The following is a 15,723-nucleotide window of genomic DNA, read 5'->3' as shown; positions in this document are numbered from 1 at the left end:
CTTAGTTATTGTACGTTAAGTTAAACAATTTGACTGTTTCCATTGCTTCTTTTACATCATGAACGCGCAAAATGTCGGCACCACGCAGCAATGAGACCATGTTTAAGGCAGTAGTCCCATTGAGTGCTTCTTCCGGGGTAGTCTCAAGCGCTTTGTATATCATTGACTTCCTTGATAACCCCACGAGTAACGGTACGCTCAGTGTTTTAAAAAACTCCAGATGACCCAGTACCTGGTAGTTTTGTTTCATAGTTTTTGCAAACCCAAAACCTGGGTCAATAATTATATCTTTTAATCCCTTTTGACGTAATTCTGTAACCTTTCTTTGAAAGAATAAAAATATGTCGGCCAGCAAGTCTTTATAGTTAGTTTGCTTATTCATGTCTTGAGGAGTGCCCTTCATATGCATCATGACATATGGAACTTGTAGTTCAGCGACTGTATCAAACATTATTGAGTCTAATTCTCCTCCCGAAATGTCGTTGACAACATCTGCGCCATTTAAAATAGCTTCTTTAGCCACTTTTGATCGAAAAGTATCAATGGAAATGTATAATTCAGGAAACCTTTTTCGAATATTCGCGATGTGTGGCAATACTCTGTTCAATTCCTCTTCCTCCGTAAGGTCATCAGCGCCGGGACGTGAAGAGTAACCACCGATGTCTATTATAAAAGCACCTTCTGAAGCCATAAGTTCTGTTTTTTTTAACACCTCCGTCTCGTTAAGAGATCTGCTTCCGTGGTAAAAAGAATCCGGCGTAGCATTGATAATACCCATCACCTTCGGGCTGTCCAGTATCACCAGATTTCCCCTGATGTTGAGTATCATTTTAGTCGAAAAAGCTGTAACTTTCGCCACCTTTATAAACGGGATTAAATTCTAATTATTGGTTGAAATTGATAGATAAAACGATTAGCGAATATAAGCAGGTTATAGGGGAGTGTAAAGCGCTATTTGAAAAGAAGACGAAAGATTATGGCACTGCATGGCGTATTTTACGTATACCTTCTCTAACAGATCAGATCTTCATTAAAGCACAGCGAATTCGCTCTATCCAGGAAAAAGGAGAGCAAAAAGTAGACGAGGACATTTCTGATGAGTTTGTGGCCATTATCAACTATTGCATCATGGCTATTATGCAAATAGAATTGAAGGACAATAGTAACCTGAATATGTCCCACAAGGAACTGAATCCACTTTATGATAAGATCAGTGCTGAGACACTGAATTTGCTTACCAATAAGAATCATGACTATGGTGAGGCCTGGCGAGAAATGCGCGTGAATAGTATAACGGACATCATACTTATGAAATTACTTCGTGTGAAGCAGATAGAAGATAATCAAGGTAAAACACTGGTTTCAGAAGGGATAGAGGCTAACTATCAGGATATGATCAACTACGCAGTATTCTGTCTGATCAAATTAAATTTTGTAAAACATGTTTAGAAAAATCGTTGATCTCTTTTCAAGGGTTTTCGTAGGAGGACTCTTTATTTTTTCAGGGCTTATCAAGCTAAATGATCCTGTAGGTACAAAGATCAAACTACAAGATTACTTCCAGGTTTTTTCGAATGACTTTAGCACTTTATTTGAATGGTTTATACCGGCAGCCTTACCGTTAGGATTTGTCATTATAATATTGGAGGTAGTATTGGGTGTGTCGGTGCTGCTTTTTTATAAAATGGAGTGGACTACCAAGGTGCTTCTTGGGTTAATGGTGTTTTTTTCATTTCTAACGTTTTACTCTGCTTATTTTAATAAGGTCACGGATTGCGGTTGTTTTGGAGATGCTATTCCACTTACACCCTGGCAATCTTTTTATAAAGATGTCATCTTAATGGTCTTTATACTTCATCTTTTTTGGTATCGAAAAAAGTATAGTGGATTATTCAGAAGTTTACCTTCTACTGCTATCATAGTAGGTACGACTTTAATATGCTTCATTGTTGGTAAATATGCTGTGGATCATTTGCCATTTATTGATTTCAGACCCTATAAAATCGGGAACAATATTCCTGCTAATATGATAGCCAAAGAAAGTCCTGTTCTGGAATATACTTTTATGAAGGATGGTGAAGAGGTGACCTCTACCAAATATTACAGTCCTGATCAGGGATATGAATATGTATCATCCAAAATTTTAAATGAAAAGGCTTCCACGCCTAAGATTACGGACTATCAGGTAATTGGTACAGATGGCGATGACTATACCGAACAAACCTTTCAGGGGGATAAACTCATTCTCGTTTTCTATACTGCAGAAGCAGATAATGAAACAGCAGAGCAATTAAGTGCTTTGATTAGTTCGGTTTCCGCTGAAACTATGATGTTAACGTCCTCATCTGAGGCGGATTTTGAAAATTTCCGTCATGAACACCAGTTGGCGGCACCGTTTTTTTTCACGGATGCTACTGTATTGAAGGCAATGATCCGGTCAGACCCTGGGGTTATGCTGTTGAGAAATGGTACAGTATTAGGAAAGTGGCACTATCATGACATTCCTTCCGCCAGGGAAATCTCAGAACTCCTTGGATAAGATATTTTTCATTGGGATGCCTGGTTCAGGCAAATCTACCTTAGGTAGAGAGGTGGCTATTGAATATGGCCTTATGTTCCTGGATTTGGATGAGGAAATAGAAAAGCGGGAAAATAAAACTATAAAAGAGATCTTCGAAGCTGAAGGAGAAGATTATTTCAGACAAGCAGAGAAAAGAGAATTAGAAAAGATCACTTTACAGCATCCTAAATTTCTACTATCCACAGGAGGTGGAACACCTTGCTTTTATGATAATATGACGTTTATCAATGCGCATGGATTATCCGTGTTTATCGATGTGCCCTTAGATCACCTCATAAAACGTTTGAGGGCTACTGACCTTGCACAAAGACCCAAAATCGGTATTGAAAATGATCTTTTTCAACAATTGGAAATTACCTACAGGGAGCGGATCGATATTTACAGGAAAGCTAAAATAAAGATCACAGGGCCGGAAATTACCGTCATGGATGTTGTTACTGCGTTAGATTTGAAGTAGAATCTGATAGTCTGTCTGATTTCCATCCTTATCCTTGTAATGATCAGGGAGTGGTGTTGGTTTTGGAGATAAAAAAACTATGTGATCAGTCAATTAAGGCCAATGATTAATGTATTTTTCAAATCTGAAAAGAGAGGACGTAATAACTCGTGAACAGTCAGTTGTAGTTAAAATTTAAATCCGGCTGTGAAAGTAATCCTTGTTCGATTATTCTCTACAAGAGCTACAGGTGCAAAGGGATAGGGAATTACATCTGATTCAGGATTAGTAACACTAGCCACGGCCACGTCGAAATAAAAGTCTTTTTTCCTTATACCTGCTCCAAAGGTGATCTGACGTTCTTCTTCATTTAAGCTATTATTGAAAGGGTCATTGAGGTAAGCAAAACCACCTCTAAGTCTGAAAATGTCATATCGATATTCCATTCCGGCCCGGTAATTGAAAGCATTATTAAAGGTATTGATCGTCTGATTGTCGCCGTCAAACGATAGCCCGTCATCTGCACGCGAGAGGCGCCCACCTGTATAATCTACATATTCTATTTCACCCGTTATAAAACCATTTTTATTGATAAAAATAGTTGCACCACCTTTTAACCTTGAAGGCGTGGTAATACTATAGTCGAATGCTTCAAAGATAATCCCATCTTCAAAATTGTCCCCATCTGTAAATACAGAATTCAGTACGAGTTCCTGATCTTGTGTGACCGTATAGTAAGTAGGAGAGGTATAGCTCAACCCTAATAGTACCTCATCAACAGGTCGGGCGATAATCCCCAGCGTAGCGTTAATGCCTATTCCACTTTGTTCATAAACGTCTGTTAGTGCTAATTCAGATAGGTCCGTTCTTATGGGTCTTTCTGTGAAAATACGTTCCACCTCCTGGTTAAAACTGGCAATGCCGATTCCAGCTCCTATGTATAATATATCATCGTAATTGGCTCCATAAGAAATACTGAATTGAGAACTGGCACCTCTAATATCAATAGTCTCGCGCTGGGTGGTAGGAAATTCTTCGGTGGGAAATCTGGGTTCGCCGGTTTGACTGTCAAGAATGTTACGATCTACAAAAAATTCACCTGGATTATCGGCATCTTCAAAGACCTCGGTAAGAAATGTGTTATAAGCCAACTCAGCAAAATCACTGAAAAAACTGGGGGTATTACCATTCAATTCCGTATCAAAAACTGCCTGATCCAGAAAATCGACCGGGCGATTATCAGGTGTTATTTCGAGAAAGGTATTGCCCTGATAAGTAATACGGTTTTGGAAGTCTGCCATACGGTTAATACTTACGCCGAAAGACTGACTTTTCCACTTTCCCTTTTCTCCTTTATTCTTGATCACCACTCCTAAATTTGGAAGGTTAAAGTTTAATTTTGAATCATTTCTTGTGTTTCCCAAGTAGCTGGACGAAGTTGAGATGCTATTGAATTGCATACTGAACGATACTTCCGATCGGTTAAAGAACCCTAATCCGGCTGGATTGGACGATACGGAACTTATGTCCCCTCCAATGGCCGTTTGCGCCCCTCCAAGTCCCAGTATTCGTGCACTACCTCCATTATTGATCCTGGATAGATTGAGTACTGTGGAGGAGAAATTAGTGGCGTCTTGTGCGAATACAGCCACTTGAGCGCATACCAATATAAGGCTTACTTTTATAAGCGTTGCTAGAACTTTCATAACGTTTAATTAGAAGAGAACCTATTAAGTTGGATTAGTTACGTCTTCTTCCTGAATAACTTCGACTTCCTGAACTAGATCTGCTGGGAGAACTGCTAATTGAACGAGATCCACCACTGCTTCTACTTCCTGAATAACTTCTGCTTCCGCTGCTGGAGCGACTGCCAGAGTTGTATCTATTATTAGATGATCTGGATGGAGTGCTATAGCTTCTTGATCTGGAAGAAGGTCTGCTGTAACTATTATTACCTGAACTTCTGGACCCATTGCTATTCGAACGGTATGATCGTCTTTGTTCCGTTTGTGAGACCCTTGAATAGTTAGAGGACGACCGTGATGAGCGGTTGTTGCTGTACGACCGATCAGTATTGGATCGGGATCGTGATACATTACCAGTAGTATTGTTGGCTGATCGGGATCTGCGATAGTAGTTCCCCTGACTGCTACGGTCAGCCGATCTTGAAGAATATCTGCTTCTGGTTGATTCACCTGATCTGCTGTTACTTGCTACGCGGCTGTTTGATCTACTGGTCCTGCTTGTTGAAATGTCTCCGGTAGATCTGTTACTGGTAACTGCGGTGCGTCGTGATGAGCTTACACCTCTTCTTAATGTCCGGTTTGACCTGTTTTCTATATTGTTGATCACTACAACATTATTACGGAATGGTGAAGGGCAAAAGAATGGATCATAGAACCATGGGTCGTAGAAACCACCACCGAAAAGCCATGGATCTCGCCACCCGGCTCCCCAGCCATAGCTTACACCGAAGCCCGAACCCCACCGACCCCATGAATTTCTGCCGAAACCTATATTAACATTCCAGCCCGGTCTAAAACGATTCCATCCAAATCCAGGGTTCATAAATGGATCAAAGGCGGTACCTCTGTAAAGAAATGGATCGCTCCAATAAAGGTCCTGAGCATCTCTGTAATAAGTAGTGTTACCAAACCGGTCTTGAACCACTACATCCGCATTATTTCTAAAACCTTGAATACTATTACCGTTGCTTTGATTAAAATCCTCGTCGAAATATTCGTCCTGATTGTAATCGTTACCTCTGTCAGATTCTTCCTGATCTGCTCTATATTTGGCAAGGTATTCAGGGTTTACATTTTTTTGTGAATAGCTAATATCGGAATCTATAGTGGCCTGTTCAATTTCTTTTAACTCTGCACTTTGTCTGGCTACTTTTTCCTCCTTAACCACACGGTCTTTGGAGTTGAAATACATATCATCGTATTCAGTAGAAGACTGGGCTGAAACATTAGACGCTGCCACGCAAGCTACTAGCACGACCGGGACGAAAATTTTGCGGTAGGTATTCATGATTCTGCAGGTTTTACATTTAAACTTAGTTTATTCAACGGCAAATCCAAAAAACAGGTTCATTATTATCATTATATTTGTCGCCATTTACATTATCAAAAGTAACAAAAAACGTACCAAATCTAAAAATGGCGAAGGGCTTACCGAAAAGAACAGAAGATTATTCTCTGTGGTATAATGAACTTGTAAAGAAAGCTGATCTGGCTGAACATTCGGCTGTACGTGGCTGTATGGTAATTAAACCGTATGGTTTTAGCATATGGGAAAAAATGCAGTCTGCTATGGACCAAATGTTTAAAGATACAGGTCATTCTAATGCCTACTTCCCATTATTCGTGCCAAAATCGTACCTGAGTAAAGAGGCAGATCATGTTGAGGGGTTTGCCAAAGAGTGTGCTGTGGTAACTCATTACAGACTCAAAAATGCTGATGACGGAAGCGGGTTGGTGGTAGATCCTGAAGCCAGACTGGAAGAAGAACTTATTGTACGCCCTACCTCTGAGACAGTGATCTGGAGTACCTACAAAAATTGGATACAATCGTATAGAGACTTACCTATACTTGTAAACCAGTGGGCCAATGTAGTAAGATGGGAGATGCGTACACGTCTGTTTTTAAGAACAACAGAGTTTTTATGGCAGGAAGGACACACCGCTCATGCTACCCGGCAGGAAGCCATTGATGAAACCACACAGATGCTCAATATATATGCTGATTTTGCTCAAGATCTAATGGCTATGCCAGTGATCAAAGGGGTGAAAACGGAGAGTGAGCGTTTCCCGGGTGCTGTTGATACCTATTGTATTGAAGCATTAATGCAAGATGGTAAAGCTTTGCAAGCCGGAACATCCCACTTTTTAGGTCAGAATTTTGCCAAAGCGTTTGATGTGAAATTTGCAGGTAAGGATGGTAAGGAAGAACTCGTGTGGGGCACCTCTTGGGGTACGAGTACTCGTCTGATGGGTGCATTGATAATGGCCCACTCTGATGATCAGGGTTTGGTATTGCCTCCCAAATTGGCGCCTATCCAGGTGGTAATGGTGCCAATATTTAAGTCTGAAGAGCAACTTAATGCCATCAGAGAGGTCGCCGATGATATTTCAAGCAAATTAAAAGCACTTGGTGTAAGTGTGAAATTTGATGATAGAGATACTCAATCGCCCGGATGGAAGTTTGCCGAATATGAGCTAAAAGGTATTCCTATACGATTGGCAATGGGCCCCAGAGATCTGGAAAACAATACAATAGAAGTAGCCAGAAGAGATACTGGAGAGAAACAAACCTTGGATATTAGCGGAATAGAATCCCGAATTAATGATCTGCTGGATGATATTCAATCAAATATTTATCAAAAGGCATTGAACCATCGTGATCAGAAGACATACACCGTAGATAACTATGATGGCTTTAAATCGGTTTTAGATGAAAAAGGGGGATTTATATTGGCCCATTGGGATGGAACAGCTGAAACTGAGGCTAAGATCAAAGAAGAAACAAAGGCTACTATTCGTTGTATTCCTTTGAAAAGTAAGGAAGAGGCTGGGAAATGTATCTACAGCAACAAATCTTCTAAAGGTCGGGTGTTATTTGCCAGGGCTTACTGATCAAAGATTGCTATAAAGGTTTTCTGCGCGACAAACTAATGTCTATACAGTATCGTTAATAGGCCTATTGTCTTTAGTTTGGTCCGTTTACTTTTTTGGATACACTGAATAGGTGTCTATCGTTGAGTTTTATACGAACCAGACTAAAATGTAGTAATGTGTTTTCATTCTTACAGGTTGGCTTTTGAAATTAAAAGGTAGGCATAGGATACTCGTCATAATTTTTACATTCGTGGTGCTGTTGGTAGTCTACTTTATTGTCTATCAGCATTACAGCTTTTTAGAACACGCTAAAAATGAAGTACACCAGAGGTTAAAGGCCATTTCATGCACAGCATCTTTGCAAATCGATGCTGAAAAACTACTACAACTCCAAAAAGAAGCACCCGACAGAGATGACATTCTGACCAATGAACAACATCCGATTTACCAGGAACTACATCTCTTCCTGAAAAAAATTCATTTGGTCAATAAATTGGAGAGCCCAATTTACATTATGGTGTTTAATAACTCAACAGAGAAGTTTCAGTTTTTGGCTACTTCTTCAGATCGCCCTTATTACCGACATGATTATGAGTTATTTCCCAGTGAACTATTGGATAATTATGAAACCGGTGGTGTGTTAGATGTTTATGATGATGAAAATGGCAGCTGGTTATCCGCGTATGCCCCGGTGAAGGATTTAAATGGCAACCCTGTGGCATTGATACAGGCGGATGAACGATTCGATGACTTTCTGGACCGTGCTTCCGATGGTCTCATTAATAATGTCTTGATTGCTTTGGTGATTCTGGTGCCTTCGTTACTGCTATTATACTCTCTGGTCAATAAAATGCTGATGAATGAAGAAGAGTCAAAGCAATTTCTTAAGGAAAAAAATGAAGAGATCAGGGTGCAGAACGAATTAATTATTCAAAATAGCAATCGCCTGGAAGATGCGAAACGAATTATTGAAGTACGTAACAGGGACCTGGATTTACAGGTACGAAAAAGAACTCATGAACTACTGAAAGCAAACAGAGACCTGGAGACTTTCCTGTATCGTTCTTCTCACGATGTACAGGGACCTTTGGCTACACTTAAAGGCTTATGTTATGTGGCTGAAAAGGATATGACCACTAAAAATGCGGCCCATTTTGTGCAAATGATGAGTCAATCAACACATAAGCTCAGTACGGTAATAAACGGTATTGAGGAAGTGTATCATATTAAAACAAGAAACCTTAGAAAAGAAACGTTTAACCTGAAAGCTGTAATAGAAAAGATCAAACAGGACCACTTATCTGATATTACTAAAAGTTCGATTAATTTTCAATTTGAGCAAAGGGATACAATAGAATTGAATACTGACATTGACATGTTCATTTTGGTAGTAAATGAATTAATTGAAAATGCCATTCAATATGGTGTCACCGACGCTAATCCACAGATCATTGTAAGGGCCTTCAAACAAGGAAAGATACTTCATTTCTCTGTATCTGATAACGGAGGTAATATAGATGTCAGTATGAAAAATAGTATAGCGAAGATCTTTACAAAAGGAGTTATTACTTCGATGGACCAGGGATTTGGCCTGTATGTCGTATATCTTGCTGTGAAAAGGCTTAATGGTACCATTCGTTTAAATACTGATAATCCACCAATTACACGTTTTGAACTTTCATTTGATAACTTTTAAACTCTCTTCGCTTTTGTCTGATATAAGACTTTCATTGCACCATAATTCGGTTAATTTTGGGGGCTTATTTTGATGCACATATGACTTCAGTTGTAAAAGTGATCATCCCGGCATTTAATGAGCAAAATGGTGTAGGAAATGTGATCCGGGATATTCCTAAAGACATCATCTCCGAAGTAATAGTCGTTAACAATGCATCTACGGATGAAACGGAAACGGTAGCAACAGAGGCCGGGGCCACTGTGTTAAAAGAAGATACTAAAGGCTATGGAAGGGCATGTCTGAAAGGGATTGAATATGTTAAGTCTTCTGTTGACAAAGTAGATATTATTGTATTTATTGATGCTGATTATTCGGATTATCCCGAAGAAATGACAGAGTTAATAAAGCCTATTGTAGAGGACAAGGCTGATCTTGTGATTGGGTCTCGTGCATTAGGTAACCTGGAAAGGGGTGCTATGACCCCCCAACAACTCTTCGGGAACTGGCTGGCTACTACTTTGCTTAAGCTTTTTTATGGGGTAAAATTCACCGATCTGGGGCCTTTTAGGGCTATTCGATATGATACACTTATGGCGTTGGAGATGCAGGATAAGACCTATGGTTGGACCGTGGAAATGCAGTTAAAAGCAGCCAAACAGCACTTTAAATGCATAGAAGTACCGGTAGCCTACCGCAAAAGGATAGGCTTTTCTAAGATATCAGGAACGGTAAAAGGCACAATAATGGCTGGGTATAAGATTATATGGACCATTTTTAAATATTTGTAATGCTGAATTACATTATCATCATACTATATTGCTTTAGTTTACTTTTGATTTTTTTCTTTAGTATGGGACAATTAAACCTGGCTTGGAATTACATCAAAAGCAAAAGGAAACCTAAAGAAGGTGATAAATTACTACCTGAGTCACTTCCCGTGGTAACAGTACAACTCCCTATTTATAATGAAAAGTATGTAGTAGAGCGATTGATCGATGCTGTTTGCACATTTGACTATCCGGACACACTGCTCGAAATACAAGTGCTGGATGATTCTACCGATGAAACAGTACAAATAATACAACGTAAAGTAGCAGAATGGCAAGCGCGGGGAGTAGATGTAAAACATATACAACGGACGGATAGAGAAGGTTTTAAGGCAGGTGCTTTGCAATATGGCCTGGAGGCAAGCCGTGGAGAGTTCATTGCAATTTTTGATTCAGACTTTTTGCCTGAAAAGGACTTTCTGAAGAAAACGTTACCCCACTTTGATGAGTCTGTTGGCCTTGTCCAAACCCGTTGGGGGCATCTCAATAAAGATTATTCATTGCTTACACAGCTTCAGGCTTTTGGCTTGGACGCCCATTTTTCAGTAGAGCAAGGCGGTCGTAGTTATGCCGGTAGCTTTATTAACTTTAACGGAACGGGAGGCATCTGGAGGAAGTCCACAATTGTTGATGCAGGAGGTTGGTCAGCAGATACGCTGACAGAAGACCTTGACCTTAGTTACCGTGCTCAACTCAAAGGCTGGAAGTTCCAGTACTTGGAAGACTGTGTGGCGCCGGCAGAGTTACCTATTATCATGCCGGCTATTAAATCTCAACAATACCGTTGGAACAAAGGAGCAGCTGAAACAGCAAGGAAGAACCTGTCTAAGGTGCTTTTGTCAGATATAAAATTGTCCGGAAAGATCCATGCTGTATTTCATTTGTTTAACAGTTCTGTATTCATTTGCCTTCTGATTGCCTCTATTTTAAGTATTCCGATGCTTTTTATTAAAGATGCTAATCCGAGGCTGGAAATACTGTTTGATCTTGGGAGTGTATTCCTGGTAGGGTTCTTTTCGATTGCTTTTTTCTATTGGGTGGCAAGTAAGAGTTTACATCCCTTGAAAACCGGCAAATATTATTTCAGATTGTTTCCATCTTTTTTGGTAGTTTCTATGGGGCTATCCCTTCACAATGGACTGGCCGTTCTAGAGGGCCTCTTTGGCTTCAAAAGTCCATTTGTCAGAACGCCAAAGTTCAATATTTTGAAAAAGGGAGATTCATGGAAGGGCAACACGTATGTGAAACCTACTTTTAACTGGCTTACCTTATTTGAAGGCGTCTTTAGCCTTTATTTTATAATGGGTATTGCGTCGGGGATCTATTTACACGATTGGGGGCTTATTATTTTTCATTTTATGTTGGCCCTGGGATTTGGAAGTGTATTCTATCACTCTGTTAAACCTATCGTAAATGGATGATAAGCGCTCCATTAATGTATTCTATGGCGCTTCATTTCTATCTGCATTTCTTTATATCGGAATAGTTTACTTTATCAACAGACATGATTCAGTAACACTATTAACTGCCTATGGTACACTTTTTTTATGTTACTTTTTTTTATTAAATAAATCTGCTAATGTCAATATCAAAGCGGCCATAGGAGCAGGTGTAGTTTTTAGATTAGTACTGTTTTTTTCTTTTCCTAACCTTTCTGATGACATCTATCGTTTTGTTTGGGACGGTAAATTGATAAATGCAGGAATACATCCTTTCAGCTATTTGCCACGTCAACTTGTTGAAGCAGGAGACTTGCCAGGTAGTTTGACACTGGAATTGTTTAATCAATTGAACTCCCCTGATTACTTTACCATTTATCCCCCTGTTGCCCAGTTTGTTTTTTGGCTGTCAACGGTGGTTTCTGATACCGTTTTAGGAAGCGCGATTTTTATACGCAGTTGTATTTTTACTGCTGAATTGGGTACACTTTGGCTTTTAATTAAGCTATGTAATATTTACCAGACGAAGTCTCATAATGCACTCATTTATGCTTTAAATCCCCTTGTGATACTGGAGCTTACCGGTAACCTTCATTTTGAGGCTTTTATGATCTTTTTCATTTTATTGAGCCTTTATCTATATAAAAAACAAAAGATAGCCGGAGTTGCTACAGGTCTGGCGCTGGCCATCGCGGCCAAACTCTTGCCTTTGATGTTTTTACCTTCATTTTTTCGTAGAATGTCATTTAAAAAGCTCATTTTCCTTTACTTACTAGTGGCTATTGGCGCTGTCTTGCTATTTCTTCCGCTTGTAGACTTTTCCTTGTTCAAGGGAATGGGATCAAGTATTGCATTGTACTTTCAAAAATTCGAATTTAATGCCAGTATTTATTACCTGGTGCGTGAGGTAGGGTTTTGGGTAAAAGGATATAACATTATTGGTGTAGCGGGTAAATGGCTCTCCGTGATCACTTTTTTACTTATTATTATGATTTCATTGGTACCGAAGCCGGAAAAGATAAGATTGCCCCTGGTGTTTTTATGGATATTGTTCATCTACCTGGTCATGGCAACAACAGTCCATCCCTGGTATATCACCACGCTACTCGCCTTATCTGTTCTTACCAACCTACGTTTTCCAATGATTTGGTCAGGGTTGATTTTTTTGACGTATATCGGGTATACTGAAACTACCTATGTAGAAAGTATGTTTGTGGTTTTAATAGAATATTTTATTGTCTTTATCTTCATTGGTTATGAGCTATTTTATTCATTTAAAGGAGTTAAGAAGCCCATGGTATTTCATTAGAATGCCGTGGCGATTAGCTTTGTTTTTTATTCTTATTCCCCTGATGGGTATGTCGCAAAAAGATTTTGATAAGAAGATCAATGAGCTTCTCAGCCATACGGTAGATCTGATCCATCAGGATGAGTTGAGTGAAAAGCTACAGTATGAGAATCTGGTTTTGTTGGATACCAGGACCAAAGATGAGTTTGAAACAAGCCATATCAAAGACGCTCAGTTCATTGATTATGATAATTTTTCGGCGGAAATGGTTAAGGATATAAATAAAGAAAGCCCGGTGGTTTTATATTGCTCGGTGGGCTATAGAAGTGAAAAGATCGGGGAACGACTGAAAGAGTTAGGCTTCACTAACGTATTTAACCTGTATGGAGGTATATTCGATTGGAAAAACAATGACCAAGAAGTAGTAAGAGGTAGAGATACGCCTACAGATAGTGTCCATACCTACAATAAGAACTGGTCAAAATGGCTGGTTAAAGGAGTAAAAGTTTATGACTAAGCTGCTGATTGTTTTTTGTAAGAATCCCGAGCTAGGGCAGGTAAAAACCAGGTTGGCCAGGACGTTGGGAGATGACGCTGCGCTTGCTATCTATTTGAAATTACTCCGCCATACACGTGAAGTGGTCGGTGCTATAAAAGCAGATATAGCTGTTTACTATTCAAATTATATTGATCATCAGGACGATTGGAATAAAAGCTATTTACGCAGACTTCAACATGGTGACGATATAGGGGATAAAATGTACAATGCCATTTCTGAGGGCCTGGAAATGGGATATGAGTCAGTATGTTTGATAGGAGCAGATATCTATGCTTTGACTTCGGCCATAATCAGGGATGCCTTTGAAACGTTGGACAAGAAGGACATGGTAATAGGTCCTGCTGAAGATGGAGGCTATTATTTGATAGGTATGAAGAAAGCGACTAAAAAGGTCTTTGAATTAAGTAAATGGAGTCATCATACAGTGATAACAGAGACATTGAATCATATTAAAGGACTAAACGCCAGCTTTGGGCTGGTCGATAAACTGAATGACATAGATGTAGAGGAAGATTTGCAAGGGACGGATTTACTTTCCGTTGCAAGTGCACTTAAATCCTGATCTTCACAGGGTAAGGGTTATCTATTTCAATTTATCAAGATCACGGATCAATATCTTTCTTCTATCGAAATTGATCAGGTTACTTTCTTTTAATTCATTTAAAATAGTCGTGACAGTCTGTCGGGAGGTTCCCGTTAAATTTGCAATATCTTTATGCGTTAACCGGGTAGGGATCATGGTCTCAAAGCCCACTTTTCTCCCTTTCCAGGCAGCGGCTTCTTTCAAAAATTCTATGATCCTTGTTCGGGCATCTTTAAATACAAGTAATTCAACCTTTCTTTCCAGTCTTCTGATACGCAGACCTATAAGTTTGTAGATTTTAAAGCTTAACTCTTTGTCGTCCGCCATCAGAGCCTGCATATCTTCTATACTCATAGGGCACACCGAGGTTTCGTCATCCATAGCCTGAGCGAAATCTGTTCGTGTCTCTTCTCCTGTAAGCGCCAGTTCTCCAAACATCTCACCTGCACTTAATATGGCTTTAACTACTTCTTTACCATCTTCTGTATAGTGACCTATTTTCACCCGGCCGTCTGCAATCATGTAGACATATTTGGCCTTTTCGTTAGGGAAATAAATAAAATCGTTCTTCTTAAAGTTGTTGAACTCATGGTGATCTTCCATGGTTTTGACCTTGTGAGGGCATAATACATTGAAAAGATCAACATCTTGAAAATACCAAAATTTAGTTTTTTCACCCATAATCTTTATTCACTAACTTATTTTATTCCTTATCACCAAAAAACGTAATATAGTGGAGTTTGATTGCATCTAAAGAACATACCTTCTTAAAGCTCATTTGCTGACAGGTCATTTTTAGTTGTAATCAAAGTATCCTGTTGTTGGGAGTAGCAATATTTGAAAAAGTAAATATAACCAGTTTAAACACATATGACTAAACTTTATCTTTCGGATATCTATGTTTATCCGATTAAATCATTGGGAGGCATACACCTGGAAGAAGCACAAGTAGCTGAAAAAGGATTAAACCATGATAGAAGATGGATGTTGTTAGAGGCTGATTCTGGTAATTTTATGACCATTCGCAGGTTCACTGAATTTTTATTTTTTAAAGTCAACTTACAAGAGGAAGGGTACTCAGTTGAATATAGGGGAGAGTTTCTAAGTATTCCTTTCTCAATAGAACAGGGCAGCAGCTTTAAAACAAAGGTCTGGGATGATGAGGTAGAGGTTATTGAAGGGAAAGATGAGTGGAATCAGTGGTTTTCCGAGAGGTTAGGAAAACAATGCAAGCTTGTATATATGCCTGCAAGTTCGCGCCGGCTTATAAAACCGCAATGGGGGTCAAGGGCGGTGAGTTTTGCCGATGGTTATCCCTACCTGATCATTGGTAAAGCTTCTCTTCAAGCGTTGAACAACAAACTCACTACACCAATCGAAATGGAACGCTTCAGGCCCAACCTGGTCTTTGAAGGAGGGCAATCCTACGAGGAGTTTAACTGGTCAGCGTTTGATGTTGGTGAATGCCGTTTTCAAGGGCTTAAACCATGTGCGCGATGCGTGGTTACCACATATGACCTGACTACCGGAGAAAAAGGAAAAGAACCATTATTAACCCTGTCAAAACAGGAAATTGACAATAAGCTTGTTTTTGGACAGCATGCCACAGCTATGGAACATAAATCCATCAAGGTAGGGGACGAAATTATTGTTCATCAGTATAAAGATTCTCCTTTCGAACCCCTTCATCAATGATTTGTCCTTTAACTTTGA

Annotated in this window: 15 protein-coding genes; 11 read left to right on the top strand and 4 right to left on the bottom strand. The window is 39.5% G+C overall.

The genetic code is table 11. The features are described from left to right. Window position 1: 1 nt before the first annotated feature. Entirely contained in the window at window positions 2-859 is an 858-nt protein-coding gene (folP, locus tag FNH22_RS18155) for a dihydropteroate synthase (protein ID WP_255518090.1), read from the bottom strand. 38 nt (window positions 860-897) lie between these two features. On the opposite strand from folP, the gene FNH22_RS18150 reads away from it, so the two are divergent. From FNH22_RS18150 to FNH22_RS18140, 3 genes are read left to right on the top strand one after another with little or no spacing between them, the layout of a single operon-like run. Then, the gene (locus FNH22_RS18150) at window positions 898-1,449 is read left to right on the top strand and encodes a DUF1599 domain-containing protein (RefSeq protein ID WP_143399916.1); all 552 of its coding nucleotides are present in this window, start codon (window positions 898-900) and stop codon (window positions 1,447-1,449) included. Further along, window positions 1,442-2,539 carry a BT_3928 family protein gene (locus FNH22_RS18145; protein ID WP_143399849.1) on the top strand — a complete coding sequence of 366 codons (1,098 nt, stop codon included), beginning with the start codon at window positions 1,442-1,444 and terminating at the stop codon, window positions 2,537-2,539. The genes FNH22_RS18150 and FNH22_RS18145 overlap by 8 nt, the downstream gene beginning before the upstream one ends. Beyond that, window positions 2,532-3,038: a shikimate kinase gene (locus tag FNH22_RS18140; RefSeq protein WP_185154280.1), complete on the top strand. Its 507-nt coding sequence runs from the start codon at window positions 2,532-2,534 to the stop codon at window positions 3,036-3,038. The genes FNH22_RS18145 and FNH22_RS18140 overlap by 8 nt, the downstream gene beginning before the upstream one ends. A 167-nt stretch (window positions 3,039-3,205) precedes the next feature. Here FNH22_RS18140 and FNH22_RS18135 read toward each other — a convergent pair whose 3' ends face one another. Both FNH22_RS18135 and FNH22_RS18130 read right to left on the bottom strand, forming a co-directional pair. After that, window positions 3,206-4,723 (bottom strand): OmpP1/FadL family transporter, encoded by a 1,518-nt coding sequence (locus FNH22_RS18135; RefSeq protein WP_143399847.1) that lies wholly within the window; start codon window positions 4,721-4,723, stop codon window positions 3,206-3,208. Window positions 4,724-4,757: 34 nt separating this feature from the next. Beyond that, a complete protein-coding gene (locus FNH22_RS18130) occupies window positions 4,758-6,050 on the bottom strand; it encodes a hypothetical protein (protein WP_143399846.1) in 1,293 nt (430 codons plus the stop codon). 128 nt (window positions 6,051-6,178) lie between these two features. On the opposite strand from FNH22_RS18130, the gene proS reads away from it, so the two are divergent. From proS to FNH22_RS18095, 7 genes are all read left to right on the top strand, one after another. Continuing rightward, on the top strand, window positions 6,179-7,654 hold the full coding sequence (gene proS / locus FNH22_RS18125; protein WP_143399845.1) for a proline--tRNA ligase: 1,476 nt from the start codon (window positions 6,179-6,181) through the stop codon (window positions 7,652-7,654). Window positions 7,655-7,838: 184 nt separating this feature from the next. Continuing rightward, window positions 7,839-9,332, top strand: coding sequence for an ATP-binding protein (locus FNH22_RS18120; protein ID WP_143399844.1), 1,494 nt, complete (start codon window positions 7,839-7,841; stop codon window positions 9,330-9,332). 80 nt (window positions 9,333-9,412) lie between these two features. Beyond that, window positions 9,413-10,102: a glycosyltransferase family 2 protein gene (locus tag FNH22_RS18115; protein ID WP_143399843.1), complete on the top strand. Its 690-nt coding sequence runs from the start codon at window positions 9,413-9,415 to the stop codon at window positions 10,100-10,102. Between the two features lie 62 nt (window positions 10,103-10,164). Then, on the top strand, window positions 10,165-11,562 hold the full coding sequence (locus tag FNH22_RS18110; RefSeq protein WP_370513189.1) for a cellulose synthase family protein: 1,398 nt from the start codon (window positions 10,165-10,167) through the stop codon (window positions 11,560-11,562). Further along, complete coding sequence (mptB, locus tag FNH22_RS18105) at window positions 11,555-12,889, top strand: polyprenol phosphomannose-dependent alpha 1,6 mannosyltransferase MptB (protein ID WP_143399842.1); 1,335 nt, start codon at window positions 11,555-11,557, stop codon at window positions 12,887-12,889. The genes FNH22_RS18110 and mptB overlap by 8 nt, the downstream gene beginning before the upstream one ends. After that, window positions 12,837-13,385 carry a rhodanese-like domain-containing protein gene (locus FNH22_RS18100; protein ID WP_255518089.1) on the top strand — a complete coding sequence of 183 codons (549 nt, stop codon included), beginning with the start codon at window positions 12,837-12,839 and terminating at the stop codon, window positions 13,383-13,385. The genes mptB and FNH22_RS18100 overlap by 53 nt, the downstream gene beginning before the upstream one ends. Beyond that, window positions 13,378-13,989 (top strand): TIGR04282 family arsenosugar biosynthesis glycosyltransferase, encoded by a 612-nt coding sequence (locus FNH22_RS18095; protein WP_143399841.1) that lies wholly within the window; start codon window positions 13,378-13,380, stop codon window positions 13,987-13,989. Before FNH22_RS18100 ends, FNH22_RS18095 begins: the two co-directional genes overlap by 8 nt. Window positions 13,990-14,010: 21 nt before the next feature. On the opposite strand, the gene FNH22_RS18090 is transcribed toward FNH22_RS18095, so the two are convergent. Beyond that, window positions 14,011-14,613 carry a Crp/Fnr family transcriptional regulator gene (locus FNH22_RS18090; RefSeq protein ID WP_255518088.1) on the bottom strand — a complete coding sequence of 201 codons (603 nt, stop codon included), beginning with the start codon at window positions 14,611-14,613 and terminating at the stop codon, window positions 14,011-14,013. Between the two features lie 267 nt (window positions 14,614-14,880). Here FNH22_RS18090 and FNH22_RS18085 point away from each other — a divergent pair, with 267 nt between their 5' ends. Further along, window positions 14,881-15,705 (top strand): MOSC domain-containing protein, encoded by an 825-nt coding sequence (locus tag FNH22_RS18085; protein ID WP_143399839.1) that lies wholly within the window; start codon window positions 14,881-14,883, stop codon window positions 15,703-15,705. The last annotated feature ends 18 nt before the right edge of the window (window positions 15,706-15,723 follow it).

It is taken from the genome of Fulvivirga sp. M361, assembly GCF_007097395.1.
GTDB lineage: Bacteria > Bacteroidota > Bacteroidia > Cytophagales > Cyclobacteriaceae > Fulvivirga.
Note: the sequence above shows the minus strand (reverse complement) of the source record. Positions and strands in the feature narration are given on the sequence as shown.

Coding starts and splice junctions, on each gene's coding strand:
- FNH22_RS18145 (WP_143399849.1), top strand. CDS start 1,442: ATGTTTAGAAAAATCGTTGATCTCTTTTCAAGGGTTTTCGTAGGAGGA.
- FNH22_RS18135 (WP_143399847.1), bottom strand. CDS start 4,723: ATGAAAGTTCTAGCAACGCTTATAAAAGTAAGCCTTATATTGGTATGC.
- FNH22_RS18130 (WP_143399846.1), bottom strand. CDS start 6,050: ATGAATACCTACCGCAAAATTTTCGTCCCGGTCGTGCTAGTAGCTTGC.
- proS (WP_143399845.1), top strand. CDS start 6,179: ATGGCGAAGGGCTTACCGAAAAGAACAGAAGATTATTCTCTGTGGTAT.
- FNH22_RS18115 (WP_143399843.1), top strand. CDS start 9,413: ATGACTTCAGTTGTAAAAGTGATCATCCCGGCATTTAATGAGCAAAAT.
- FNH22_RS18110 (WP_370513189.1), top strand. CDS start 10,165: ATGGGACAATTAAACCTGGCTTGGAATTACATCAAAAGCAAAAGGAAA.
- mptB (WP_143399842.1), top strand. CDS start 11,555: ATGGATGATAAGCGCTCCATTAATGTATTCTATGGCGCTTCATTTCTA.
- FNH22_RS18100 (WP_255518089.1), top strand. CDS start 12,837: ATGAGCTATTTTATTCATTTAAAGGAGTTAAGAAGCCCATGGTATTTC.
- FNH22_RS18095 (WP_143399841.1), top strand. CDS start 13,378: ATGACTAAGCTGCTGATTGTTTTTTGTAAGAATCCCGAGCTAGGGCAG.
- FNH22_RS18090 (WP_255518088.1), bottom strand. CDS start 14,613: ATGGAAGATCACCATGAGTTCAACAACTTTAAGAAGAACGATTTTATT.
- FNH22_RS18085 (WP_143399839.1), top strand. CDS start 14,881: ATGACTAAACTTTATCTTTCGGATATCTATGTTTATCCGATTAAATCA.